This window comes from Micromonospora sp. NPDC047740 (genome assembly GCF_043204735.1).
Taxonomy (GTDB): Bacteria; Actinomycetota; Actinomycetes; order Mycobacteriales; family Micromonosporaceae; genus Micromonospora.
Window position 1 is genome coordinate 17,471 of record NZ_JBIDCT010000009.1, and the last position, 23,328, is coordinate 40,798.

The 23,328-nt window shown below is 73.2% G+C and carries 20 protein-coding genes and 1 pseudogene; 7 read left to right on the forward strand and 14 right to left on the reverse strand.

The annotated features are described in order from the left end of the window. Window position 1: 1 nt before the first annotated feature. Window positions 2-367 carry a hypothetical protein gene (locus ACGF4F_RS17825; RefSeq protein ID WP_357434748.1) on the reverse strand — a complete coding sequence of 122 codons (366 nt, stop codon included), beginning with the start codon at window positions 365-367 and terminating at the stop codon, window positions 2-4. Further along, entirely contained in the window at window positions 364-3,183 is a 2,820-nt protein-coding gene (locus ACGF4F_RS17830; RefSeq protein ID WP_357434747.1) for an SseB family protein, read from the reverse strand. Before ACGF4F_RS17830 ends, ACGF4F_RS17825 begins: the two co-directional genes overlap by 4 nt. A 152-nt stretch (window positions 3,184-3,335) precedes the next feature. Here ACGF4F_RS17830 and mycP point away from each other — a divergent pair, with 152 nt between their 5' ends. Next, the gene (mycP, locus tag ACGF4F_RS17835; protein WP_393078464.1) at window positions 3,336-4,667 is read left to right on the forward strand and encodes a type VII secretion-associated serine protease mycosin; all 1,332 of its coding nucleotides are present in this window, start codon (window positions 3,336-3,338) and stop codon (window positions 4,665-4,667) included. Window positions 4,668-4,790: 123 nt separating this feature from the next. Here the strand turns inward: mycP and ACGF4F_RS17840 are convergent, their stop codons facing one another. Both ACGF4F_RS17840 and ACGF4F_RS17845 read right to left on the reverse strand, forming a co-directional pair. Next, window positions 4,791-5,084, reverse strand: coding sequence for a WXG100 family type VII secretion target (locus tag ACGF4F_RS17840; RefSeq protein ID WP_357434745.1), 294 nt, complete (start codon window positions 5,082-5,084; stop codon window positions 4,791-4,793). 18 nt (window positions 5,085-5,102) lie between these two features. Next, the gene (locus ACGF4F_RS17845) at window positions 5,103-5,420 is read right to left on the reverse strand and encodes a WXG100 family type VII secretion target (RefSeq protein ID WP_357434744.1); all 318 of its coding nucleotides are present in this window, start codon (window positions 5,418-5,420) and stop codon (window positions 5,103-5,105) included. Between the two features lie 346 nt (window positions 5,421-5,766). Here ACGF4F_RS17845 and eccE point away from each other — a divergent pair. From eccE to rarD, 4 genes and pseudogenes are all read left to right on the forward strand, one after another. Continuing rightward, window positions 5,767-7,540: pseudogene (gene eccE, locus ACGF4F_RS17850) on the forward strand (type VII secretion protein EccE). Window positions 7,541-7,605: 65 nt separating this feature from the next. After that, window positions 7,606-7,992 (forward strand): phage holin family protein, encoded by a 387-nt coding sequence (locus ACGF4F_RS17855; protein WP_073838920.1) that lies wholly within the window; start codon window positions 7,606-7,608, stop codon window positions 7,990-7,992. Window positions 7,993-8,085: 93 nt separating this feature from the next. Continuing rightward, on the forward strand, window positions 8,086-8,574 hold the full coding sequence (locus tag ACGF4F_RS17860) for a GNAT family N-acetyltransferase (RefSeq protein ID WP_357434743.1): 489 nt from the start codon (window positions 8,086-8,088) through the stop codon (window positions 8,572-8,574). After that, the gene (gene rarD, locus ACGF4F_RS17865; RefSeq protein WP_357434742.1) at window positions 8,571-9,500 is read left to right on the forward strand and encodes an EamA family transporter RarD; all 930 of its coding nucleotides are present in this window, start codon (window positions 8,571-8,573) and stop codon (window positions 9,498-9,500) included. Before ACGF4F_RS17860 ends, rarD begins: the two co-directional genes overlap by 4 nt. Before the next feature lie 7 nt (window positions 9,501-9,507). On the opposite strand, the gene ACGF4F_RS17870 is transcribed toward rarD, so the two are convergent. Then, the gene (locus tag ACGF4F_RS17870; RefSeq protein ID WP_357434741.1) at window positions 9,508-10,194 is read right to left on the reverse strand and encodes a zf-HC2 domain-containing protein; all 687 of its coding nucleotides are present in this window, start codon (window positions 10,192-10,194) and stop codon (window positions 9,508-9,510) included. Beyond that, a complete protein-coding gene (locus ACGF4F_RS17875; protein WP_357434788.1) occupies window positions 10,191-10,685 on the reverse strand; it encodes a sigma-70 family RNA polymerase sigma factor in 495 nt (164 codons plus the stop codon). The genes ACGF4F_RS17870 and ACGF4F_RS17875 overlap by 4 nt, the downstream gene beginning before the upstream one ends. Window positions 10,686-10,924: 239 nt before the next feature. Between ACGF4F_RS17875 and ACGF4F_RS17880 the strand changes: the two genes are divergently transcribed. After that, window positions 10,925-13,042, forward strand: a complete 2,118-nt coding sequence (locus ACGF4F_RS17880; RefSeq protein ID WP_357434740.1) for a PhoX family phosphatase — start codon at window positions 10,925-10,927, stop codon at window positions 13,040-13,042. 75 nt (window positions 13,043-13,117) lie between these two features. Here ACGF4F_RS17880 and ACGF4F_RS17885 read toward each other — a convergent pair whose 3' ends face one another. Beyond that, window positions 13,118-13,900 carry an IclR family transcriptional regulator gene (locus ACGF4F_RS17885; protein ID WP_148799720.1) on the reverse strand — a complete coding sequence of 261 codons (783 nt, stop codon included), beginning with the start codon at window positions 13,898-13,900 and terminating at the stop codon, window positions 13,118-13,120. Between the two features lie 174 nt (window positions 13,901-14,074). On the opposite strand from ACGF4F_RS17885, the gene ACGF4F_RS17890 reads away from it, so the two are divergent. After that, window positions 14,075-15,259 carry an MFS transporter gene (locus ACGF4F_RS17890; RefSeq protein WP_357434739.1) on the forward strand — a complete coding sequence of 395 codons (1,185 nt, stop codon included), beginning with the start codon at window positions 14,075-14,077 and terminating at the stop codon, window positions 15,257-15,259. A gap of 79 nt (window positions 15,260-15,338) precedes the next feature. Here the strand turns inward: ACGF4F_RS17890 and ACGF4F_RS17895 are convergent, their stop codons facing one another. The 7 genes from ACGF4F_RS17895 to nuoI form a co-directional block, all read right to left on the reverse strand. Continuing rightward, window positions 15,339-16,421, reverse strand: a complete 1,083-nt coding sequence (locus tag ACGF4F_RS17895; protein WP_357434738.1) for a polyprenyl synthetase family protein — start codon at window positions 16,419-16,421, stop codon at window positions 15,339-15,341. 85 nt (window positions 16,422-16,506) lie between these two features. Next, complete coding sequence (gene nuoN, locus ACGF4F_RS17900; protein ID WP_357434737.1) at window positions 16,507-18,060, reverse strand: NADH-quinone oxidoreductase subunit NuoN; 1,554 nt, start codon at window positions 18,058-18,060, stop codon at window positions 16,507-16,509. Next, window positions 18,057-19,589 (reverse strand): NADH-quinone oxidoreductase subunit M, encoded by a 1,533-nt coding sequence (locus ACGF4F_RS17905; protein WP_073834089.1) that lies wholly within the window; start codon window positions 19,587-19,589, stop codon window positions 18,057-18,059. Before ACGF4F_RS17905 ends, nuoN begins: the two co-directional genes overlap by 4 nt. Window positions 19,590-19,653: 64 nt before the next feature. After that, window positions 19,654-21,612 (reverse strand): NADH-quinone oxidoreductase subunit L, encoded by a 1,959-nt coding sequence (gene nuoL, locus ACGF4F_RS17910; protein WP_393078474.1) that lies wholly within the window; start codon window positions 21,610-21,612, stop codon window positions 19,654-19,656. A 10-nt stretch (window positions 21,613-21,622) separates the two neighbouring features. After that, a complete protein-coding gene (gene nuoK / locus ACGF4F_RS17915) occupies window positions 21,623-21,922 on the reverse strand; it encodes an NADH-quinone oxidoreductase subunit NuoK (RefSeq protein ID WP_073834091.1) in 300 nt (99 codons plus the stop codon). Then, entirely contained in the window at window positions 21,919-22,689 is a 771-nt protein-coding gene (locus ACGF4F_RS17920) for an NADH-quinone oxidoreductase subunit J (RefSeq protein WP_073834092.1), read from the reverse strand. The genes nuoK and ACGF4F_RS17920 overlap by 4 nt, the downstream gene beginning before the upstream one ends. Continuing rightward, complete coding sequence (nuoI, locus tag ACGF4F_RS17925; RefSeq protein WP_357434735.1) at window positions 22,686-23,327, reverse strand: NADH-quinone oxidoreductase subunit NuoI; 642 nt, start codon at window positions 23,325-23,327, stop codon at window positions 22,686-22,688. The genes ACGF4F_RS17920 and nuoI overlap by 4 nt, the downstream gene beginning before the upstream one ends. Window position 23,328: the final 1 nt, after the last annotated feature.

The following is a 23,328-nucleotide window of genomic DNA, read 5'->3' on the forward strand; positions in this document are numbered from 1 at the left end:
CTCAGACCCGCTGCTCGCGCAGGTCGGAGACCTCGCGCGCCGGCGCCCAGCCCTGGTAGACGCCGAACTCGAACGCCTCCAGACCCATCGCGCGGGCCACCGGCCAGCGGCCGCCGGTGTACTCCACCCGCAGCCAGCCCTCGTGCTCGGCCAGCACGATGAACGGCTGCCCCTGCCAGGTGCAGGTGGTCCGCACGTACGCCAGGTCGTCGACCTCGGCGGCCGGCACCACCCGGACGTGGCGGCCGGGGCGTACCTCCTCGAAGCCCTCGCCCGGTTCGGGCTGGTAGAGGCGGACGTCGTCGCCGTCCGGGCTGGCCTGGTACTCCCGGCCCCGCCAGCGGGCCACGTAGCCGTCGCGGCTCACGACTCGTCACCGACCGGGAGCCAGCGCAGCGCGTCGGTGTCGAGCATCGCCACCATCCGTTCGCTGCCGTCCGCGCCGATCCGCCACAGCTGCGCGCCGTGCGGCAGCCGGGCACTGTCCACCTTGAACTCGGCCACCACGTCGCTGCTCTCGCCCGGCGCGAAGCCGTTGCCGCGGAACGGGGGCCGCTCGATCACCCAGCCCTCCATCGCCCGCATCGCGGCCTCGTTCTGCCCGCCGTACGGGATGCGGTAGAGGCTGGGCCGGTACGCCGGCCAACGCAGCACGTAGATCTCCTCGGCGTCGCGGGCGAACGGCGAGTCGGGATGACCGAGGCCGAGAGCGTCGTACAGCCTGGCCGGGGTGCTCAGGTGGGCCAGCTCGCCGGCCCGGTGCACGAAGCCGGACACCCGGTCGTAGCCACGCTCCAGGTAGTACGCGAGCTGGCTCGGGGCGACCGCCTTCTGCATGGTGACCGGCCGGCTCGGGTCCACCGGGGGCACCGCGGGTCGGGCCGGGGCCGCCGGCTCCGGCGCGGGCGGCTCCGGCTCGCCCTCCGGGTCGTCGCCGAGCCCCACCTCGGCGGCCCAGTTGGCCAACGCCAGGACCTGCTCGCCGGGGTACTTCGCGCCGACCGGGGTGCCCGGGTTCACCGCGAACGACCAGTTCTCGTCCGGCCAGCGCCGGATGAGCTGGACGAACTTGACGCGTACCGTCTCGACCGGCCCGTCGACCCGGTCCGCCAGCCGCTCCGGGGAGGTGTAGACCACCACGTACGTCTCGCCGTCGAGCTCCTCGGTCCGCCAGACGAACGCGGAGTCGCCGGGTCGGGCGCCCGGCGCGGAGTCGGCCGCGACCGGCAGCAGCACCCGGGCCAGCAGGAGGGTGGAGAGGAAACCGTCGGTGCTGCCGCTACCCACGGCGCCGAGGAGTTCCTCCTCCACCTCGTTGGCGGGCACGAAGTTGGCCGGCACGGGTGCCGGGGGCGGTGGACCGGCGGGGGTGGCGTCCGCGCCCGCGGTCTCCCGGCTGCGGCCGCTCGTCGGCACGGTCGGCGCGGCCACCTCGTCCGGTGCCGTCGCCACGCTCACCCGCGCCGTGGGCTCCTCCGCCATCCTGGGCGGCTCGGCCGGCGACGTGGGACGCTGCTCCGGCGGGCCGGCGGGCTGGAAGAGCGACCCGGTGCCTGGTTCCGGGGAGGCGCTCCGGCCGAACAGCGGCACGGTCTGCTCGGCGGACGACGCGACCGGCTCGAACAGCGACGCGGTCCGGTCGTCGATCCCGGCCTGATCGGTCCGCTCGTCGGTCGGGGCGGTGGCCCGGTCGGCCGGGAACGCCGGCGGGACGGCCTCCTCGGCGGCGGGCGACGGGGGCGGGTCGACCGTGATCGGCACGGTGGGATCAGCGGGACCGGCCCAGGGCGCGGGTGCGTCGTCGCTGTCGGCCCGGTACGCCGTCGGCACCGTCGCGGTCGCCATCGCGGAGGCGGCGGCAGGGACGGTCGGTACGGCGTACGGCTCCGGCACCATCGGCGGTGGACCGGCGGCCGGGGCCACCCCCGGCTCCGCCGGCTCGGTCAGGTCCCGGGCCTCGATGACGGTGCCCTCGATGACGATCGGCGAGAAGCCCCGGCGGGGCGCGGGCGGACCGGAAACCGGTTCGGCGATCGACGGAGGCAGCTCTTCCGCGTCCGCCGGCCCGGAGCGGGTCCGGTCAGCGGCGCCGCCCGGGTGGGCGCGAGCGGGAATCGGCTGGGTCGCTTCCTCCGCACCTGGCCCGGGGCGGGGATGCCGGCGGGGCAGTGCCTGGGTGGCCTCCTCGGCGGCGATCGGGGCGGCCGGCCGGGACGGTCGGGGCGGCTCCGCCGGACGGATCGCCTGGGTGGCCTCGGCGGCGTCCGACCGGAACGCATGGGTGGGGTCCGCCGGCACCGGTTCGCTCAGCGGGCGGCGACGCGGGAACGGCTGGCTGCCGCTGGCGAACCGGGACGGCGGCACGGCCCGTGGCGCCGCCTCCGGCGGCGGGCGGCGGGACGCCCGGCCCGAGGCGGGCTCGAAGAACGACCGGGCGGGCTGCGGTGGGGCGGCCTCGCCGGACCGGCCGGGGCGGGCGAGCGGACCCTGCTCGTCGGGACGCCGATGCCGGTCGGTGAGCCAACCGGACCGGCCGTCGGCGCCGGGCTCGGCGGCGGACCGATCGCCGACGCGGGCGGGGCCGACGGTCGACCCGCCGGGCCACCCGTCGCGAGCCGGCCGGTCGTCCTCGGCTGACCGGCCGAGCGGCGCCGGAGGGCCCGGGGCGCGGTGGCCGTTCGCCGGATCCGGCCGGCGGGCGGCCGGCGGGCCGGGCGGTTCGGTCGAGCCCGCGGGCCGGGCGCGGGTGGCCTCCACCCGCTCCAGGCGGGCGCGGGCGCCCATGGTCCGGCCCGGCAGCCGGACGTCGCCCCGGGCGAGCTGGGCGACGAACCAGGCCGGCAGGTAGCCCTCGATGGGCAGGCCAGGGTTGACCGCCAGCCACCACTCGTGGTTGGGCCAGGCAGCGGCCAGATCGGCGTACCGGACGCGGCGGGTGGCACCGGTGTTCTCACCCAGGCAGGCGCGCAACGCGGTGGCGGAGGTGAAGGCGAGGACGTGGGTCCGGCCGCCGGTGGTCCAGGTGCCCCAGCCCAGCTGGGCCTGTCCCGCCAGCCCCTCCGCGGCGACCGGCAGCAGCAGATCGACCCGGGTCAGGATGCGGAAGTAGAGCTGCTGGTCCTGGGCCCGCAACGCGTCCCGCAGCGCCACCTCGGCCTCGGTGGCCGGCTCCCATCCGGTCACGGCCACCTCTCCTCCCGCGAACAGGCCATAGGCATCGCCTACAACCTACAAGGTGGTAACAAGATCACAATGGCTGGCCGTCGGCGGTCTGCCGAACCACGAGCGAGGCGCTAACATCCCGTTCCGGAGCCGACACGATACGGAGGCGGTCGATGTCCCGGCCCGTCACGCGCCCGCCCCTGGCCGCCCTGGCGGCCCTTCTCGCCGCCGTGCCACCGGCCGTCTTCGGCGCCGCGCCACCATCCGCCGCCGCGGCTGCGCCACCGGCCGGTTCCGCCACCGCACCGCTACCCACCGTCGCTGCCGCGCCAGCCGTTCCCGGCACCGCGCGGCGGCCCGCGTTCGCCGCCGGACCCGTGGCGCGCGCGCCGCAGGGCTGCGCCACGCCGCCCGCGCCGGCCCGGCCGGTGGCCGACCAGCCGTGGCCGCAACAGCGGTACGCGCCGGACCGCCTCGACCCGCTCGCGACCGGCGCCGGGGTGGTCGTCGCGGTGGTCGACTCCGGAGTGGATCGGACCCACCTGCAACTCGCCGGACGGGTGCTCGCGGGAACCGACTTCCTGGACCCGGGCGGTGACGGCAGGCGGGACTGCGCCGGGCACGGCACCGGTGTGGCGAGCATCATCGCCGCGACCCCCCGCCCGGGCGTGGCGTTCCGGGGACTCGCGCCGGGCACGCGCATCCTGCCGGTACGGGTCAGCGAACAGCAGGTCGTCGAGGGCCGGGAGTCGGGGCGTATGGTCGGCGCGGCCGAGTTCGCCCGGGCCATCCGCTGGGCGGTCGACCACGACGCCGACGTGCTGAACCTTTCCGTCGTGCTGTACGCGGACCATCCCGCCGTCCGCTCCGCGATCGCCTACGCGGTGCGCCGCGACGTCGTCGTGGTGGCCGCCGCCGGCAACCTGCACGAGAGCGGCGACCCGCAGCCGTACCCGGCCGCGTACGACGGAGTGCTCGGGGTGGGCGCGATCGGGGCGGACGGCAGCCGGGCGCCCTTCTCCCAGACCGGCCCGTACGTGGACCTCGTCGCACCCGGCGGTGACGTGCTGATGGCGGCACCCGGTCAGGGGCACCACCGGGCGGAGGGAACCAGCTACGCCACGCCGTTCGTGGCCGCGACGGCGGCGCTGCTGCGGCAGTACCGCCCGGAACTGAGCGCGGTGGACGTCGCCCGGCGGCTGGTGGCGACCGCCGACCCGGCCCCGGGGCGCGGGGACGGCTACGGTGCCGGGGTGCTCAACCCGTACCGGGCGGTCACCGAGTCACCCGGGCCGGTGACGGCCCGCCCGGCTCGGGGCGCGGCGCTGGCGGTGGACCGGCCGGACCCGGCCGCGGTGGCACAGCGGGCCCGACGGGCGACGGCCCGACAGCGGGCGCTGCTGGTGGCCGGCGCGATCGGAGCGGCGGCGACGGCAGTGGTGTTGCTCGCCGTGGTGGTGCCCCGAGGAGCCCGGCGCCGCTGGCGCCCCGCCGACCCGAGCTGACCCACCCGGCCGCCGCCACGCCAGCCGCCAAGATCCGCACAACTTCGGGGAAGCTGCGACCGGCTGAGCACGGGCCCACCTTCCGGGAGGTTATGCGGATCTTGGCGGCACGGGCGGCGACGACTACTGGAACAGGTTGACGTTCCGCTTCTCGGTGTCGAGGTAGTCGGCCGCGGATTCCTCCACTGCCAGCTTGATGTCGCGCAGCATGGCCTGGAGATCCTGCGAGGCGGCCCGCCACCGCGCCTGCCGCTGCTCGTACGCCTGGCGGGCCTCGCCGGTCCAGCTCGCCACCAGCGGCGCGGCGTCCCGTTCGAGCTGGCCGAGCTGGCTGTCGAGGGTGTTCAGCGCCTTCTGGATGTCCGCGCTCGCCTGCTGCAACGCGGCGAAGTTGACGACCAGCACACCGTGATCCATGAGATCGGTCCTTCCTCGTCAGAGCGGCAGCTGGATGCCGCGGTGGGTGCCGGCCACCCGGCCGGCGGCCTCGGTGTCGGAGACGTCGTACTGCTGGCCGGCGGTGCGGATCGCGGTCGCGGTCTCCCGCAGGGCCCGCTGCAGCGCCGCCTGGTCCTGCGCCCACTGCTGCTTGACCTGCTCGAAGGAACGCCCACCGGCGCCCCGCCAGGCCTGCTGCAACACCTCCAGCTCGGCCATCAGGCCGCTCAGCATGGTCTGCAACGACTGGTCCACCTGCTCGAACTTCGCGGCGGTCTGCTGCATCACCGCGGCTTCTGCCTGGGTCTGTGACACCCCGGACGTCACCTCGTCTCCTCGGTCGTGGTTGGTCGCTGGAACGACCACGTGGACTCGCCGGAGCGCGAGAGCCGGAGTGGTGGGGCGGGGGACGGCGCGCGCTCGGCGGAACTCGTCGCTGACGGTAGCCGCCCGACTGCGGTTCTGCTACCCCTCGGGCTCCCCTGTGGACAACGCTGCCCTTACGATGAGCCACGCCACCGTCACCCGGCGACTACGCGGAGGGAACCGTGAGCGCGAGGAGTGAGCCGAATCTGCGAGCCCCGCAGCCGCGAACCAGGAAGGTCACCGTGAGCGCGAGGAGTGAGCCGGGTCGGCGAGCCCCGCGCACCAGGAGGGTCCGATGACGGCGGTCGCGACCGGACGGCCTGCGCCGGCGACCGCCAGGGCGGCACAGTGGACGGTGTCCGCCGTACGGGCCGGGCAGGTGGTGGCGGCACAGATCGCGGTGGCGGCGCTGGTCGCGGCCGTCGGCCGGGGGGGTGGCGGTGACCGCTGCCGCCCTGCTGCTGGCCGCGCTGCTGCTCCCTGCCGCATGGGTGCGGTTCCGTGGCCGGTGGCTCTACGAGTGGCTGCTGGTGGGTCTGGGGCACCTGACCCGGCGGCGCGCCCTGCCCGCGGCGGCCGGGCCGGCGGCGCTGGTGGAGCTCGTCGCGCCCGGCACGACGGTACGCGCGGCCGAACTGGCCGGCGGTCCGGCCGCCGTGCTGGACGACGCCGCCGGGATGACCGCGCTGCTGGAGATCGGCGACCCCGGTGACCTGCTCGGGGACGGCCCGCAGGCCCTCCCCGCACCGCTGTCCCTGCTGCCCCCATCAGGCCCGGAGGGCCCGCCGGTCCGGATCCAGCTCCTGCTCGCCGCGTCCCCGGCCCCGGCCGGCGGGGCCGGCACCGCCGGGACGTCGTACCGGCAGCTCACCGACGGGCGGCTGGCGGGCCGGACCCGGGCGGTGCTCGCCGTCCGGGTGCTGCGCGTCGACGGCTGGTCGGACGAGGAACTACGGCGCACCCTGTCCGGCACGGTCCGGCGGATCGTCCGCCGCCTCGGCCCGCTGACCGGCCGCCCGCTGGGCGGGCCGGCGGCGCTCCGGGTGGTCGCCGAACTGGCCCACCACGACGTCGGAGCGCCGGTCCGGGAGAGCTGGCCAACGCTGACGGCGGGCGGGCTGGCCCAGGCCACCTGGCGGCTGCGGCGCTGGCCGGACCCGCGGACCGGCGCCGCCCGCGGGCTGGTGTCGCGGCTACTGGCGCTGCCGGCCACGGCCACCACCGTGTCGCTCTGCGTCGGGCCGCGCACCGACTCCGCACCGGTGCCGGCCGGGCTGACCGTACGGCTGGCCGCCTGGACCGCCGCGGAGCTGTCGGTCGCCGAGCGGGAGCTGCGCCGGCTGGCCGGGGATCTCGGCGCGGACGTCCGGCGGCTCGACGGCGAGCACCTGGCCGGCCTGGCCGCCACCCTGCCGTTCGGGGCGGCCCCGGCCGGCGTCGCCCCGGCCCCGGCCGACCTGGAACTCTCCCTCGGCGAGTCGGGGCTGATGGTGGGCACCAACCGCCGCGGCGGGGCGGTGACGGTGCGCCTGTTCCGGCCCGGGGCGACCCGGCTGCTGCTGGTCGGCGGGGTACGCGCCGCGCAGCTCATCGCACTACGCGCGCTGGCGCTGGGCGCCCGGGTGGTGGTGCAGACCGCCCGGCCCCGGGTGTGGGAGCCGTTCGTGCGGGGCGTGGGCGGGGCGGTGCCGCTGATCCCGCCCGGGCGGCCGGTGGGCGGCGCATCGGGTTCGCCGTTGCCACCGTTGCTGCTGGTGGTCGACGCCGGGCCGGTGTCGCCCGAGGCCGGGCCGGAGGCGCCCTGGCGGTCCGTCCTGGTGGTCCGGGGCGAACTCACCTCGGCGGACTCGGCGGCGCTGGCCCGCGCCGACCTGGCGATCCTGCAACCGCTCGACCCGGCGGAGGCGGCGCTGGCCGGCACGGCCCTCGGCCTCGGCGGCTCGGCGGAGTGGCTGACCCGGATCCGCGACGACATGGTCGCCGTGGTGAACCGGCGGGCGTTGCGCTGGGCGCTGCTCTCGCCCACGCCGATCGAGTCGCAACTGGTCGGTCGCCCGGTACGCCGCTGATCCGGCCGCGATTCGTCGATCTTCCCGGGTTCCCCAGGTGGACGGACCGTGGCACGATCCCGGCCATGGATTTTCTGAAGGGTCTTCTGATCCGGCTGGCCACCACGGCGGTCGCCTTCTGGCTGGCCGCGCTGCTCATCCCGGGCATCACGCTGAACACCGAGTCGGTCACCGACAAGGTGATCACGCTGGTGCTGGTCGCGGCGATCTTCGGGGTGGTCAATGCCGTGCTCCAGCCGATCATCAAGACCGTCGGTTGCGGCTTCTACCTGCTGACCCTCGGCCTGATCGCGCTGGTGGTGAACGGCCTGCTCTTCCTGCTCACGAGCTGGATCGCCGGTCAGGCCGGGCTGCCCTTCCACGTGGACGGCTTCTGGCCGGCCGCGGTGCTGGGCGCGCTCTTCGTCGGCATCGTGACCTGGATCCTCGGCGCCATCCTCGACCGCGACTGATCCCCAGCACCCGTCGGTTCCCGCCCACCGGCCAGGCCAGTGGGCGGGAATTGGCTGGTGAGGGGCGGGTGGACAGGGCTTAGCGTGGCAGGCGTGTTCGCCCTGACCCGCCCTGACGGCTACCACCTCAGCACCGATCCGACCCGGCTCGACCTCGACCGGGTGCACCACTGGCTCTCCACCGACGCCTACTGGGCGCTCGGGCGTGAGCGGGACACGGTCGAGCGGGCCTTCGCCGGCTCGCTCGGTTTCGGTGTCTACCGGCCCGGTGACGGGCAGCAGGTGGCCGTGGCCCGGGTGGTCACCGACCGGGCCACGTTCGCCTGGCTCTGCGACGTCTACGTGGACCCGGCCGAGCGCGGCCGGGGGCTGGGCACCTGGCTGGCCGGTGCGGTCCGCGACCACCTGACCGAGCTGGGCGTACGCCGGATCGTGCTGGCCACCGCCGACGCGCACGGGGTGTACGCCAAGGTCGGCTTCACCCCGGTCGAACCCGACATGTGGATGACGTGGGCAGCGCCGGTGAGCCAGGTCACCGGAAAGGATCAGAGTGCCGATTCACCACTTACGGTGGAGGCGTGAACCAGACCCGCCTCGGCTACCTGTTCGGCTTCGGCGCGTACTTCATCTGGGGTTTCTTCCCGATCTACCTGAAGCTGCTCCGGCCGGCCGGCCCGATGGAGATCCTCGCGCACCGGATCGTCTGGTCGGTGGTCTTCGTGGCCCTGCTGCTGGCCGCGCTGCGCAACATCGGCTTTCTGCGGGCGCTGGCCCGCCGGCCCCGGGCGCTCGCCGGCATCGGCGCCGCCGCCGCGCTGATCGCGGTCAACTGGGGCACCTTCATCTACGGGGTGAATTCCGACCGGGTGGTGGAGACCGCCCTCGGCTACTTCATCAACCCGCTGGTCATCGTGCTGATCGGGGTCTTCCTGCTGCGCGAGCGGCTGCGCCCGGCGCAGTGGGTCGCGCTCGGGGTGGGCGGCCTCGCGGTGGCGGTGCTCACCGTCGACTACGGCCGGCTGCCCTACCTGGCGCTCGTCCTGGCCTTCAGCTTCTCGGGGTACGGCCTGGTCAAAAAGCGGCTGGCGCTGCCCGCTGCGGAGGGACTCTTCGTCGAGTCGGCGGTACTGGCGCTGCCCGCGCTGGCGTATCTGGGCTGGCTGGCGCACCGTGGCGCGGCGACGTTCGGGCAGGTGTCGGCCGCGCACACCCTGCTGCTGGTGCTGGCCGGCGCGGCCACCGCGATCCCGCTGCTGCTCTTCGCCGGGGCGGCGAACCGGCTGCCGCTGTCCACCCTCGGCATGCTGCAGTACGTCGGCCCGATCCTCCAGCTCGGCGCCGGGGTGCTGATCTACCACGAGCCGATGCCGCCGGCCCGGCTGGCCGGCTTCGCCCTGGTCTGGCTCGCCCTGGTCATCTTCACCGCGGACGCCTACCGCAACGCCCGCCGGACCCGCGCCGAGGCGCGCGCCGCCACCACCACCCCGGTCCCCGCCGCGACCCGCTGACCGGTCCTCAGCGGAAGTCGTAGGCGAGGACGGGAGTGCCGTCGGCGCGCAGCAGTTCGAGGCGGACCAGTTCGCCATGGGTGAAGTGGGTGGCGCCGACCATGCGGAGGTCGTCCCCGGGCGCGGCCAGCCAGGTGGCGACCTGCTCCGTCGCGCCGTCCGGGCCGTGCGCCACCAGCCGGAAGGTGTACGCCTCCCGGTGACCCGTCCGCTGGTCGTACCCGCAGCGCAGGGTGACCTCGGTGCCCCACTTCTTGTCGGTCAGCCCGACCTCGGCATGCAGTGGGACCGGGCCGGCGACCGGCCGCATCGCGGCCAGGGCCACCCGCGGCGCCGACGGGGTGGCCGGGCGGACCAGGCTCACCCCGACGCCCGCCAGCACGGCCAACACGGCTGCGGCGAGCCCGCTCAGCGCGTACCGCCGGCGTGCCCGGGACCGTTCGCGGCGCCGCTGCTCCCGGGCGGCGTCGAGCAGCGCGGGCAGCCGAGAGGCCTCCGACGCCGACGGCAGGAACTGCTCCAGCCCGGCCGGGTCGAGCCGCCCCAGCAGGCCGGGCAGCACCGCGATCTCGGCCACCGCCTCCCGGCAGGCCGCGCAGCCGGCCAGGTGCCGCTCGTAGGCGGCCCGCTCCGCGGGGGCGAGGGCCCCCAGCACGTACGCGCCGTCGTCGTACGCGAACTCGCAGCGGCTCATCGGGTCACCCCCATCTCGGCCAGGACCAACCGGAGTGAGCGCAGCGCGTAGTGCGTACGCGACTTGACCGTGCCCGGCGGCACGCCGAGCCGGGCGGCCGCCTCCGCCACCGACCGCCCCTGGTAGAAGCACTCCACCAGAACTTCACGATGAGTGGGGCTCAGCCGGTTCAGCGCTTCCGCCACGGTCCACGCCTCCACCGCGCGCTCGGTTTCGTCCGCCGTGTCAACCGGCTCGGGCAACTCGTCGGTGTAGACCTCACCGACCCGCGTGGAGCGGCGCCGCCAGGCGTCGATGGCCAGGTTCCGGGCGGTGGTGAACAGCCAGGCGCGCACCGACCCCCGGGCCGGGTCCAGCGACTCGGGGTGCCGCCAGGCCCGCAGCAGCGTCTCCTGCACCAGGTCCTCGGCGCGCGGCCGGTCGCCGTTCACCAGCCGGAGGGCGTGCGCGAAAAGCGCGTCGGCATGCTCGTCGTGCAGGGCGCGCAGCAGTTGGGCGTCGTGGTCGCTGATGGCGGTCTCCTCGCTCCCGTACGACGAGTCCGGTGGTGCGTTCATTCCTGGATACGTGTAGTGACGCCGTTCGGTTCAGCCCAGCTCACACCGCAGGTGTTCACGAGTGGTTCACATTACGGCCGACACCCGCTCACCGCGCCCTGGCAGCGTCCGGCCGGTACGCGCGCGGACGATCCCGGGCGCGCCATCCACGTCTTCCCAGGAGGCACCTTCCGATGAGCGACCGTCCCCGGCTGCTCCCCCTGCTGGGCGCCACCCGGCACGGCTCCCGTGATGCGATGACCTGTCTGTACCGCTGCGGCAACGCCTGCGACCACCCGGTGCCGAACGCTTCCGACAACCCGTACTTCGGGGACCTGGTCGACGCCGAGGTGTCCCGGCGCGGCGTGGTCCGGGCCGGCGCCGTCGGCGCCCTGGTGCTCGGGTTCGGTGGCAGCGTCGCCGGTGCGCTGGCCGGCGCCGCCCCGGCCGCCGCCGCGCCGGCCGCGCCGGCCGTTCCCGCCGCGGGCGACGCCGCCGCGCCGCAGGGCGGGGTGGGCAGCGGCGCGCTGACCTTCAAGCCGATCCCGCCGAACAGGCTCGACGCCCTGGTCGTCCCGAACGGGTACGACCACGCCGTCGTGATCAAGTGGGGCGACCCGGTCGTCCAGGGCGCGCCCGAGTTCGACCTGCACGGCCAGACCGCCGCTGCGCAGGCGCAGCAGTTCGGCTACAACAACGACTTCGTGGGCGTGCTGCCCATCGACCGCAAGCGGGCGCTGCTCGTGGTCAACCACGAATACACCAACGAGGACCTGATGTTCCCCGGCTTCACCAGCCAGGACGCGCTCTCGGTGGAGCAGTTGCGGGTGGCGATGGCCGCGCACGGCATGTCCGTGGTGGAGCTGGAGCGGGTGGAGAGCACCGGACAGTGGCGGCCGGTGAAGCACGGCCGGCGGTACAACCGGCGGGTCACCGCGCTGGCCACGAAGTTCGAGCTGACCGGTCCGGCGGCCGGCTCGGCCTGGCTGCGCACCGCTGCGGACCCGAAGGGCCGTACGGTGATCGGCACGCTGAACAACTGTGCCGGCGGGGTCACCCCGTGGGGCACCGTGCTCTCCGGTGAGGAGAACTTCAACCAGTACTTCGTCGGCGGCGACGGCGCGCCGGCGGAGCTGAAGCCGAAGCTGGCCCGGTACGGCATCCCGACCGACTCGCGCTACCCGAGTGGCAGCCGCAAGTGGGAGCGCGCCGACGAGCGCTTCGACCTGGCGAAGCACCCGAACGAGGCGCACCGGTTCGGCTGGATCGTCGAGATCGACCCGTTCGACCCGGACAGCAAGCCGCGCAAGCACACCGCGCTGGGCCGGTTCAAGCACGAGGGCGCCAACGTCATCGTGGCGAAGGACGGCCGCGTGGTCGCGTACATGGGCGACGACGAGCGGTTCGACTACCTCTACAAGTTCGTCTCGGACAAGAAGTTCATGCCGGGCAGCTCCTCGGTGGCCCGCCGGCACAACCTGACCCTGCTGGAGTCCGGCACGCTCTACGTGGCCGCCCTGACGGGCAACAGCGCCGCCGAGATCGACGGCACCGGCAAGCTCCCCGCCGACGGGGCCTTCGACGGCCGGGGCCGGTGGATCAAGCTGGTCAGCGGCAACCGCTCGTACGTCGACGGGATGACCGCGGCCGACGTGCTCACCTTCACCCGGCTCGCCGCCGACAAGGTCGGCGCGACCAAGATGGACCGGCCGGAGGACGTCGAGCCGTCCCTGCTCACCGGCAAGGTGTACGTGGCGCTGACCAACAACACCGACCGGGGCAAGGCCGGCAAGGCCGGCGCCGACGAGGCGAACCCGCGTAACCTCAACAAGCACGGGCAGATCCTGGAGCTGGTCGAGGACCGCGACGACAACACCGCCGAGTCCTTCGCCTGGTCGCTGCCGATCGTCTGCGGCGACCCGGCCGACGCGTCCACCCACTTCGCCGGGTACGACAAGACCAAGGTCTCGCCGATCTCCTGCCCGGACAACGTGGCGTTCGACGCCACCGGCAACCTCTGGATCGCCACCGACGGCAACGCGCTGGGCAGCAACGACGGCCTGTTCGCCACCGCGCTGGAGGGCCCGGAGCGGGGCCACCTGAAGCAGTTCCTCACCGTGCCGTACGGCGCGGAGACCTGCGGCCCGTTCATCACGAACGACAACCGCTCGGTCTTCGTCGCGGTGCAGCACCCGGGCGAGATCACCGGCGCGTCGGTGGAGAACCCCGCCTCCACCTGGCCGGACGGCGACTTCGCCAAGCCCGGCGTGGTGGTGACCTGGCGCCTCGACGGCGGCCCGATCGGCAGCTGACCCCACCCCGAGCGGTCCGGCGCTGGACCGCTCCCGAAGGGCCTCTCCCCCGCCGGGAGGGGCCCTTCGGCGTACTCAGGTGTCGGCGGCGATGCCGTCGGCCACCGCGCGGGCCACGGCGAGCAGCTTGGCCCGGACCACCCGGGCGGAGGTCATCATCTCGCTGGCCGGCAGCGCGCACGCCAGCACCACCCGGCGTTCGATGTCCTTGTCCGGGGTGACCAGCACCGCCGCGCAGGCCACCCCCTGCCGGAACTGCCCCAGCTCCAACTGCATGCCGCGCCGGTCACCGGCCGCCAGGTCCGCCTCGAACGCCTCCGGGCTGGTGAGGGTGGCGCTGGTGAACGGGCGCATGCCGTACTCGCGCAGGTAGCGGAAGCGCTGCTCGGGGGTGAGCGTGGCGAGCAGGCTCTTGCCGAGGGCGGTGGCGTGCGCGCCCTCGTCGAAGCCCGGCACCAGGTCCTCCAGATAGGGCGAGCGCGGCCCCTCGGCGACCGCCGTGACCGCCACCTGGCCGCCCACGAAGCGCCCCAGGTAGTGGCTCCAGCCGGTGTCCGCGGCCGCTCGCCGCAGCGACTCGCCGACCGCCGGCGGCCCCCGGAAGGCGGTCACCAGCTCCCGGTACCGGTCGGCCACCTCCAGGCCGACGATGTACGTCCCGTCCTCCCGCCGGATCACGTATCCCTCGTACGCCAGGGTGCGCACCAGGTGGTACGTGGTGGCGACGGTCAGTTCGCAGCGGCGGGCGATCTGCTTGACGGTGAGTCCCCTCGGCGCACGGCCGACCGACTCGAGCACTCGAAGCGCGCGGGAGACACTTCGGATCAGGTCCGAAGGTTCCGCCAAGGGGTCGCGCACAACCACCTCCGCCGCCGGGGACTTACACCATATGAAAAACAGGCCGCGCGCGAAATGCCTGTTCGGATCGAGGATGCCAGATCACCGGGCACAGACCGTGCACCGACAGACACGATCAGCTGCCAAAACGTGACGGCGGTCGCCGAAACGTGACCGGCGTAGGTTTGCCTGGCCATGACTGAGACCGTGCTGCACCCCTCGCCGCCCACGTCCCGCCGTACCGTCCGCGCCAGCGCGGGCGCCATCGCCACCACCATCGCCTGCGTCCTGCCCGTCTTCCTGGTCGGCGGCCTCGCCGTGCAGATGGGCGACGAGCTGCACTTCTCCCCCGCCGGGCTGGGGCTGGCCGTCGCGGTCTACTTCGGGATCAGCGCGCTCGCCTCGGTCCCCTCCGGCGCGCTGGTCGAGCGGTACGGTTCCGCCGTGGTGGCCCGCGCCGCCATCGTGCTCTCCGCCGGCTCGCTGCTGGCCGTGGCGGCACTGGCCCGGTCGTACCCGGTGCTGGTCGCACTGCTCGGCCTCAGCGCCGCCGCGAACGCCCTGGGACAGCTCGCCAGCAACGCGGCGCTGGCCCGGCACGTCCCCGCCCACCGGCAGGGGCTCTCCTTCGGGGTGAAGCAGGCCGCCATCCCGGTCTCCACCCTGCTGGCCGGTGCGGCGGTGCCCACCATCGCGCTGACCGCCGGCTGGCGGTGGGCGTTCGTGGCCGCCGCCGGGGCGGCGCTGGCCGCGCTGCCGGCCGTGCCCGAGCAGGAGCGCGACCCGGCACGACCGGCCACCGGCGGGCGGGCGGGCCGGGCCACGGTGGCGCTGGTGGTGATCGGCCTGGCCGCCACCCTGGCCTCCGGCGCGGCGAACGCGCTGGGCACCTTCCTGGTGGACTCGTCCGCCGGCCGGGGGCTGTCACCGGCCCTGGCCGGCCTGACGCTCACCCTGGGCAGCGCGGTCTGCGTGGTGGCCCGGATCGGCACCGGCTGGCTCGCCGACCGCCGGGAGACCGGACACGTCGCGCTGATCGCCGGCATGCTGGTGGTCGGTGCGGTCGGGCTGGCCCTGCTCGCGGTGGCCGGGCCGGTGCCGCTGGTCGTCGGCGTGCTGCTCGGCTTCGGCCTCGGCTGGGCCTGGCCCGGGCTGATGAACTTCGCGGTGGTCCGGCTCCACCCGCAGGCTCCGGCCGCCGCCACCTCGATCACCCAGACCGGCGTGTACGCGGGCGGCTGCCTCGGCCCGCTGTGCCTGGGCACCCTGGCCGGCGCGCTCGGCTACCCCACCATGTGGACCGCGGCCGCCGCCTCGATGCTGCTGGCCGCCCTCCTCATGCTCACCGGCAGCCGCCTCCTCACCCACCCCACCCCCTGACCACTTCCGTTGATCATGAGGTTGGCGGCACTCATCGCGATCAACATCGCCGCCAACCTCATGATCAACGCGGGGGGCGTCAGCTGGTGCGGTCGGCGATGTAGTCGCAGAGGGACTCGAGGGCGCGGCGGGCGGGGCCGTCGGGGAGGGGGGCGAGCTGCGCCCTCGCGTCCTCGGCGTAGCTGCGGACGGTCTCCCGGGCCCGCTTGAGCGCCGGGGACTCGCGGAGCAGGCCGAGCGCCTCGGCGTGCAGCGCATCGTCGACCAGCGGACCGGTGGCCAGGATCTCTCGCAGCCGGACACTCGCGGCGTCGGAATCGTCCCCGGCGAGCGCATAGAGCACCGGCAGGGTCGGTACGCCCTCCCGCAGGTCGGTGCCGGGCGTCTTGCCGGACTGCATCGACTCGGAGGCGATGTCGAGCAGGTCGTCGGAGAGCTGGAAGGCCACGCCGATGATCTCGCCGTACCCGGCGAGGGCCTCGATGTGCTCGGCGGACGCACCGCCGAACATGCCGCCGAAGCGGGCCGAGGTGGCGATCAGTGAGCCGGTCTTCTCGGCGATGACGTGCAGGTAGTGCGCGACCGGGTCGCTGTCCCGCGGGCCGACCGTCTCGGCGATCTGCCCGTGCACCAGCCGGGCGAAGGTGCGCGCCTGCAGCCGTACGGCCTCCGGGCCCAGGTCGGCCGCGATGTCCGCGGCCCGGGCGAAGAGGTAGTCGCCGACCAGGATCGCGACCGAGTTGGTCCAGCGCGAGTTGGCGCTCGGCGCGCCCCGGCGCACCGCCGCCTCGTCCATGACGTCGTCGTGGTAGAGGGTCGCCAGGTGGGTGAGCTCCATCACCACGGCGGCCGGTACGACCTGGGCACCGCTCGGATCGCCGAACTGGGCGCCCAGCGCCACCAGCAGCGGGCGGAACCGCTTGCCGCCGGCCTCGACCAGGTGCCGGGCCGCCTCGGTGACGAGCGGGTCGGCACTGGCCACACTGGCCCGCAGCTCGCTCTCGACCCGCTCGAGCAGACCCAGCACGGACGCCTCGACGTGCGGGTCGGCGAGGTGCAGGCCGAGCGCGCCGAACTGACCCGTGCTCTCCGGACCCCGGCGACCGCCGGAGCCGGTGGCACCTGAACGCTCGCCAGCCGGAATCACCACGCCTTCAACCATGCCACACCCGTTCGACCTGCCCGAAGAGGGGATACGACGGGGGCCGGTACGCCAGGCGTACCGGCCCCCGGAGGGAGAACCTCGGTCATCGCACGAATTCGGCGGCACCGGTGGCCAGATCGAGCAGGGGTGCCGGGGCGACCCCCAGGACCAGGGTGGCCAGCACCCCGATGACCAGCGCCGCCGAGGTGAGGGCACCCGGCACGGTGACCGTCGGGGTGGCGTCGCCCGGCTCGGAGAGCCACATCATCACCACGACCCGCAGGTACGGGAAGGCCAGCACCATGCTGGTCAGCACACCGGCGATCACCAGCCAGGCCTGGTTCGCGTCCAACGCCGGGGCGAAGATCGCGAACTTGCTGGTGAACCCGCTGGTCAGCGGGATACCGGCGAAGGCCAGCAGGATGAAGGTGAAGATCGCGGCGAAGAACGGCGACCGGCGGCCCAGCCCGGCCCAGCGGGACAGGTGGGTGGCCTCCCCGTCGGCGTCCCGGACCAGGGTCACCACGGCGAACGCGGCGAGCACCGAGAAACCGTACGCGACCAGGTAGAACATCGTGCCTGACAGTCCGTCCCTGCCCGGCGCGAGCACCCCCACCAGCAGGTAGCCCGCGTTCGCGATCGACGAGTAGGCGAGCAGCCGCTTGATGTCGGTCTGGGTGACCGCCAGCACCGCGCCGACCAGCATGGTCAGCACCGCAACCGCCCCGAGCACCGGGGTGAAGTCCCAGGCGGCCCCGGAGAAGGCGACGTGGAAGACCCGCAGCAGGGCGCCGAAGGCGGCGACCTTCGTGCAGGCGGCCATGAAGCCGGTCACCGGGGTCGGGGCGCCCTGGTAGACGTCGGGCGTCCAGACGTGGAACGGCGCGGCGGCGGCCTTGAAGAGCAGGCCGATGGCGAGCAGCGCCATGCCGGCGAAGAGCAGCACCTGGCTGGACGAGGACTCGCCGACCGCCGCGTGCACGGTGGCGAAGTCGACGCCGGCCGCGCGGTCCGGCACACCGGCCGTGAAGCCGTACACCAGCGCCACTCCGAAGAGGAAGAACGCCGAGGCGTACGCGCCGAGCATGAAGTACTTCAGCGCGGCCTCCTGGCTCAGCAGCCGCCGGCGGCGGGCCAGCGCGCAGAGCAGGTAGAGCGGCAGCGAGAAGACCTCGAGCGCGATGAACATGGTCAGCAGGTCGTTCGCCGCCACGAAGATCAGCATGCCGCCGATCGCGAACGTGGTCAGCGGGTACACCTCGGTGGTGCCGCCCGCTCCCGCGGCCTGCCGCCGGTCGTCGACCGACTCGGCGGTCACCGCGGCGTGGGCCACGAACGCCCCGCCCCGCTCCACGGCGCGCTCACCGATGAGCAGCAGCGCCATGGCCGCCAGGATCAGGATCGCGCCCTGGAGGAAGAGCGTCGGCCCGTCCACCGCGATGGCGTGCCCGGCGGTGATCAGCCGGTCGTCGGCGTTGAGGATCACCATGGTCAGCGCCGCGAGCACCGCCGCGAGGGCGAGCAGCAGCTGCACCGGGTTGCGCAGCCGACGCGGCACGAACGCCTCGACCAGGACGCCGAACAGGGCCGCGCCCAACATGATCAGGATCGGGGCGAGCGCCGCGTAGTCGATCGACGGCAACTTCAGCTCGGTCATTTCGCGGCCTCCTGGACGCTGCCGACCGTCGGGGCGGGGTCGGTCCGACCGACGTCCTGCATGGTCGCCCGGACGGCGGGGTTGATGACATCGGTGACCGGCTTGGGATAGAAGCCGAGCAGCACGATCAGCGCGATCAGCGGGGCGACCACGACCTTCTCGCGCAGGCTCAGGTCACGGCGCATGCCGTCGACCTCGGTCAGGGCCGGGTTGAGCGTGCCCTGGGTGGTGCGTTGCACCATCCACAGCACGTACGCCGCCGCCAGGATGATGCCCAGCGTGGCGATCACCGCGACCGGCTTGTTGGTGGTGAACGTGCCGATCAGCACCAGGAACTCGGAGACGAACGGCGCGGTGCCGGGCAGCGCCAGCGAGGCCAGACCGGCGAAGAAGAGCACCCCGGCCAGCACCGGGACCAGCTTGCCCGCGCCGCCGAAGTCGCTGATCAACGCCGAGCCGCGGCGGGCGATGAGCATGCCCACCACCAGGAAGAGCAGGCCGGTGGCCAGGCCGTGGTTGAGCATGTAGAGCACCGCGCCGGTGCCGGCCTGGGTGGTGAAGGCGAAGATGCCGACCCCGATGAAGCCGAAGTGCGCGATCGAGGTGTACGACACCAGCCGCTTGAGGTCGTTCTGCCCGACCGCCAGCAGCGCGGCGTAGATGATGCCGATCAGGCCCAGCGCCAGCGCCCACGGGGCGAACCACTTCGACGCCTCGGGGAAGAGCGGCAGGCAGTATCGCAGGATCCCGAAGGTGCCGACCTTGTCCAGCACGCCGACCAGCAGTGCCGCCGCGCCGGCCGGGGCCGCGCCACCGGCGTCCGGCAGCCAGGTGTGGAACGGGAAGAACGGCGCCTTGATCGCGAACGCGAGGAAGAAGCCGAGGAAGAGCCAGCGGGCCGTGTCGGTGGGGAGGTCGGCCTGGCTCAGTGCCTGCCAGTCGAAGGTCTTCCCGCCGACCACCCAGAGGCCGATCACCGCGGCCAGCATGAACAGACCGCCGACCAGGGAGTAGAGGAAGAACTTGACCGCCGCGTACTGCCGCTGGTGGCCGCCGTAGCTGCCGATCAGGAAGTACATCGGCACCAGCATGACCTCGAAGAACACGTAGAACAGGAAGACGTCGGCGGCGGCGAAGACGCCGATCATCGTGCACTCGAGGACGAGCAGCAGCGCGAAGTAGACCGGCACCGAGCGCTTGGACGACTCGGCGTCGTGCCAGGAGGCCAGGATCACCAGCGGCACCAGGATCGCGATCAGCATCAGCATGACCAGCGCGATGCCGTCCGCCGCGAAGGTGAAGTTGACCCCCCAGTTGGGGATCCACGCGTACGACTCGCGGAACTGGAAGCGGTCGCCGTCCACCTGGAAGGCGATCCACATGGCCACCGAGAGCACCAGCACCAGCAGCGACCAGGCGAACGCCACGAGCTTGGCGAGGTCCGGACTGCGGCGCGGCAGCAGGGCCACCACCAGGGCGCCCACCAGCGGCGCCACGGTCAGCACCGAGAGGAACGGGAAGTTGGACATTATTCGGCCTTACCTCCGTCGTGACTGCATGGCCCGCCGGCGGGGGCGGCCGCGTTGAGGTCGATCACGCCAGCCACCCCGCCTGCACCGCCAGGAACGCCGCCACCACGAGCAGCGCGCCGGTCAGGATCGAGGTCGCGTACGACCGCACGAAACCGGTCTGCAGCCGCCGGAGCCGGCCCGAGCCCCCGCCCACGGCGGCGGCCAGGCCGTTGACCAGCCCGTCCACGCCCCGGTTGTCGAGGAAGACCAGCGCCCGGGTGAGGAAGATGCCCGGCTTCTCGAAGACCGCCTCGTTGAAGGCGTCCGTGTAGAGGTTCCGGCGCGCGGCGGTGACCAGCACGCCGGCCGGCTGCGGCGCGGTGGCCGTGCCGCTGCGGAACAGGAACCAGGCCAGTCCGGCGCCGAGCACGGTGACCAGCAGCGAGAGCGCGGTGATCAGCCCGTGGGAGAGAACGGCCTCGTGCTCCGCGTGCTCGCCGCCGAGGCCGGCGGTGGCGGTCAGCCAGTCCGGCACGGACGTGGAGAGCAGGAAGCCGGCACCGACCGAGCCGATCGCCAGCAGGATCAGCGGGATAGTCATCAGCTTCGGCGACTCGTGCGGGTGCTCGATGTCCTCGGTCCAGCGGGCCGGGCCGTGGAAGGTGAGCACGAAGAGCCGGGTCATGTAGAAGGCGGTGAGCCCCGCGCCGAGCAGCGCCGCGCCGCCGAACAGCCAGGCGGTCCAGCCCTCCCGCGCGAACGCCGCCACGATGATCGGCTCCTTCGAGAAGAAGCCGGAGAACGGGAACATGCCGATGATGGCCAGCCAGCCCATCATGAAGGTCAGCCAGGTGACCTTCATGTACTTGGCCAGGTTGCCGAAGCGGCGGATGTCCACCTGGTCGTTCATGCCGTGCATGACCGAGCCGGCACCGAGGAACATGTTGGCCTTGAAGAAGCCGTGCGCCAGCAGGTGCACGATGGCCAGCGCGTACGCCGCGCCGCCCAGGCCGACACCGAGGAACATGTAGCCGATCTGGCTCACCGTGGACCAGGCCAGCACCCGCTTGATGTCGTCCTTCGCCGCGCCGATGAGGCAGCCCATCAGCAGGGTGACCGCGCCGACGCTGACCACCACCAGCTGGAGCGTGGCGTTGGCCGAGAAGATCGGGTTGGAGCGGGCGATCAGGTAGACGCCCGCGGTGACCATGGTGGCCGCGTGGATGAGCGCGGAGACCGGGGTCGGGCCCTCCATCGCGTCCGGCAGCCACGCCTGCAGCGGGAACTGGCCGGACTTGCCGGCCGCGCCGAGCAGCAGCAGCAGGCCGAGCACCAGCACCGTGGTCTGGCTCAACGCACCGACGCCGCTGAACACCTCGTCGTACTGGGTGGTGCCGAGCTGGGCGAACAGCACGAAGATGCCGATGGCCAGGCCGGCGTCGCCGACCCGGTTCATCAGGAACGCCTTCTTGCCGGCGGTGGCCGCGCTCGGCCGGCCGTACCAGAAGGAGATCAGCAGGTACGACGCCAGACCGACGCCCTCCCAGCCGAAGTAGAGCATCACGTAGTTGTTGCCGAGCACCAGCAGCAGCATGGCGGCGACAAAGAGGTTGAAGTACCCGAAGAACCGTCGCCGGCCCTCGTCGTGCGCCATGTACTCGACCGCGTACAGGTGGATCAGGAAGCCCACCCCGGTGATCAGCAGGACGAACACCGCGGCCAGCGGGTCGAAGAGCAGACCGAAGTCCACCTTCAGGTCGCCGACCGTGATGAACTGCCAGAGGCTCAGCTGGACCTGCTTGTTCTCCAGACCACGGAGCTGGAGGAAGTAGGTCAGGCCGAGCACGAAGGCGGCGCCGATCGCGCCCACCCCCAGCCAGTGGCCCCAGCGGTCCGCCCGCCGGCCGAGCAGCAGCAGGATCGCCGCGCTGACCAGCGGGATCGCCACCAGCAGCCAGACGCTGCCGAGCAGCCCATCCGCCGTCGCGAAAGCAACGGCCCCGGTCGGTTCAGCCGACGCGAAGGTCAGAGTCTGTTCCACCGCAGGCCCCTCAGTACTTCAGCAGGTTGGCGTCGTCGACGCTCGCCGAGCGTCGAGTCCGGAAGATCGACATGATGATCGCGAGCCCGACCACGACCTCGGCCGCCGCCACCACCATCACGAAGAACGCCATGATCTGGCCGTTCAGGTCGCCGTTGATCCGGCTGAAGGTGACCAGCGTCAGGTTGGCGGCGTTGAGCATCAGCTCCACGCACATGAACAGCACGATCGCGTTACGCCGGATCAGCACGCCGACGGCACCGATGGTGAACAGCACCGCGGCGAGGATCAGGTAGTAGTCCGGGGTCACTTCTCCGTCCCCTTCAACGAGGTCTCCTCAGCGGTCAGCTCCCGCACCGGCAGGATCTCCGGGATGCTGCGGTCGGACAGCCGGCCGTCGGGCAGGCGGGCCGGGGTGGCCACCGACGAGGAGGTGGCGAAGACACCCGGTCCGGGCTTCGGCCCGGGGTAGTTGCCGGGGCGGAACCGCGCCTTCATGGTGGCGATCTGGTCCATCCGGTCCTCCTTGCGCCGCTCCACGTGCGCCAGCACCATCGCGCCCACGGCCGCCGTGATCAGCAGCGCGGAGGTCAGCTCGAAGGCGAAGACGTACTTGGTGAAGAGCAGCCGGGCGATGCCCTGCACGTTGCCCTCGGCGTTCGGCTTGTCCAGGCCGACCGCCTGGACGCCCTCCAGGGCCCGGTAGAGGCCGCTGCCCACCAGGCCGGCGAAGCCGACACCGAGCACCACCGCGGCGACCCGCTGGCCGCGCAGCGTCTCGATCAGTGAGTCGGAGGCGTCCCGGCCGACCAGCATCAGCACGAACAGGAAGAGCATCATGATCGCGCCGGTGTAGACGATGATCTGCACCATGCCGATGAACGGCCCGGCCTGCAGGACGTAGAACACGCCCAGGCAGAGCATGGTCAGCACCAGCCAGAGCGCCGAGTGCACCGCGTTCCGCGCCCAGACCATGCCGATGGCGCCGATCAGCGCCAGCGGGGCGAGGATCCAGAAGGTGACCTCCTCACCCCCGGACACCTGGCCCGCCGCGGCGAGCACTGTCTGAGTGGTCATGCCCCTGCTCCCTTGCCCGCCTCGGCCCGCTGCGCGGCCTGCTCGGCGCCGGGGAAGGTCACCCCGGGGTGCTCGTCCACCCGGTACGGCCCCGCGCCGTTCGGCGAGTGCTCCGCGCCGGCGGACGTGCCCGGGTTGGTCAGCCCGCCGACGTAGTAGTCCTTCTCGCTGTCGCCCAGCCGCATCGGGTGCGGCGGCTGCTCCATGCCGGGCAGCAGCGGCGCGAGCAGCTGCTCCTTCGTGAAGATCAGGTCCTGCCGGTTGTCCCGGGCCAGCTCGTACTCGTTGCTCATGGTGAGCGAACGGGTCGGGCACGCCTCGATGCACAGCCCGCAGAAGATGCACCGGGCGTAGTTGATCTGGTAGACGCTGGCGTACCGCTCACCCGGGGAGAAGCGCTGCTCCTCGGTGTTGTCGCCACCCTCCACGTAGATCGCGTCCGCCGGGCAGGCCCAGGCGCACAGCTCGCAGCCGATGCACTTCTCCAGGCCGTCCGGGTGCCGGTTGAGGATGTGCCGCCCGTGGTAGCGCGGCGCCGAGACCGGCGGCTTGAACGGGTAGTCGGTGGTGACGACCTTCCTGAACATGTGCGAGAAGGTGACCCCGAAGCCCTTGAACGTTCCGGTGATCGCGCCCACG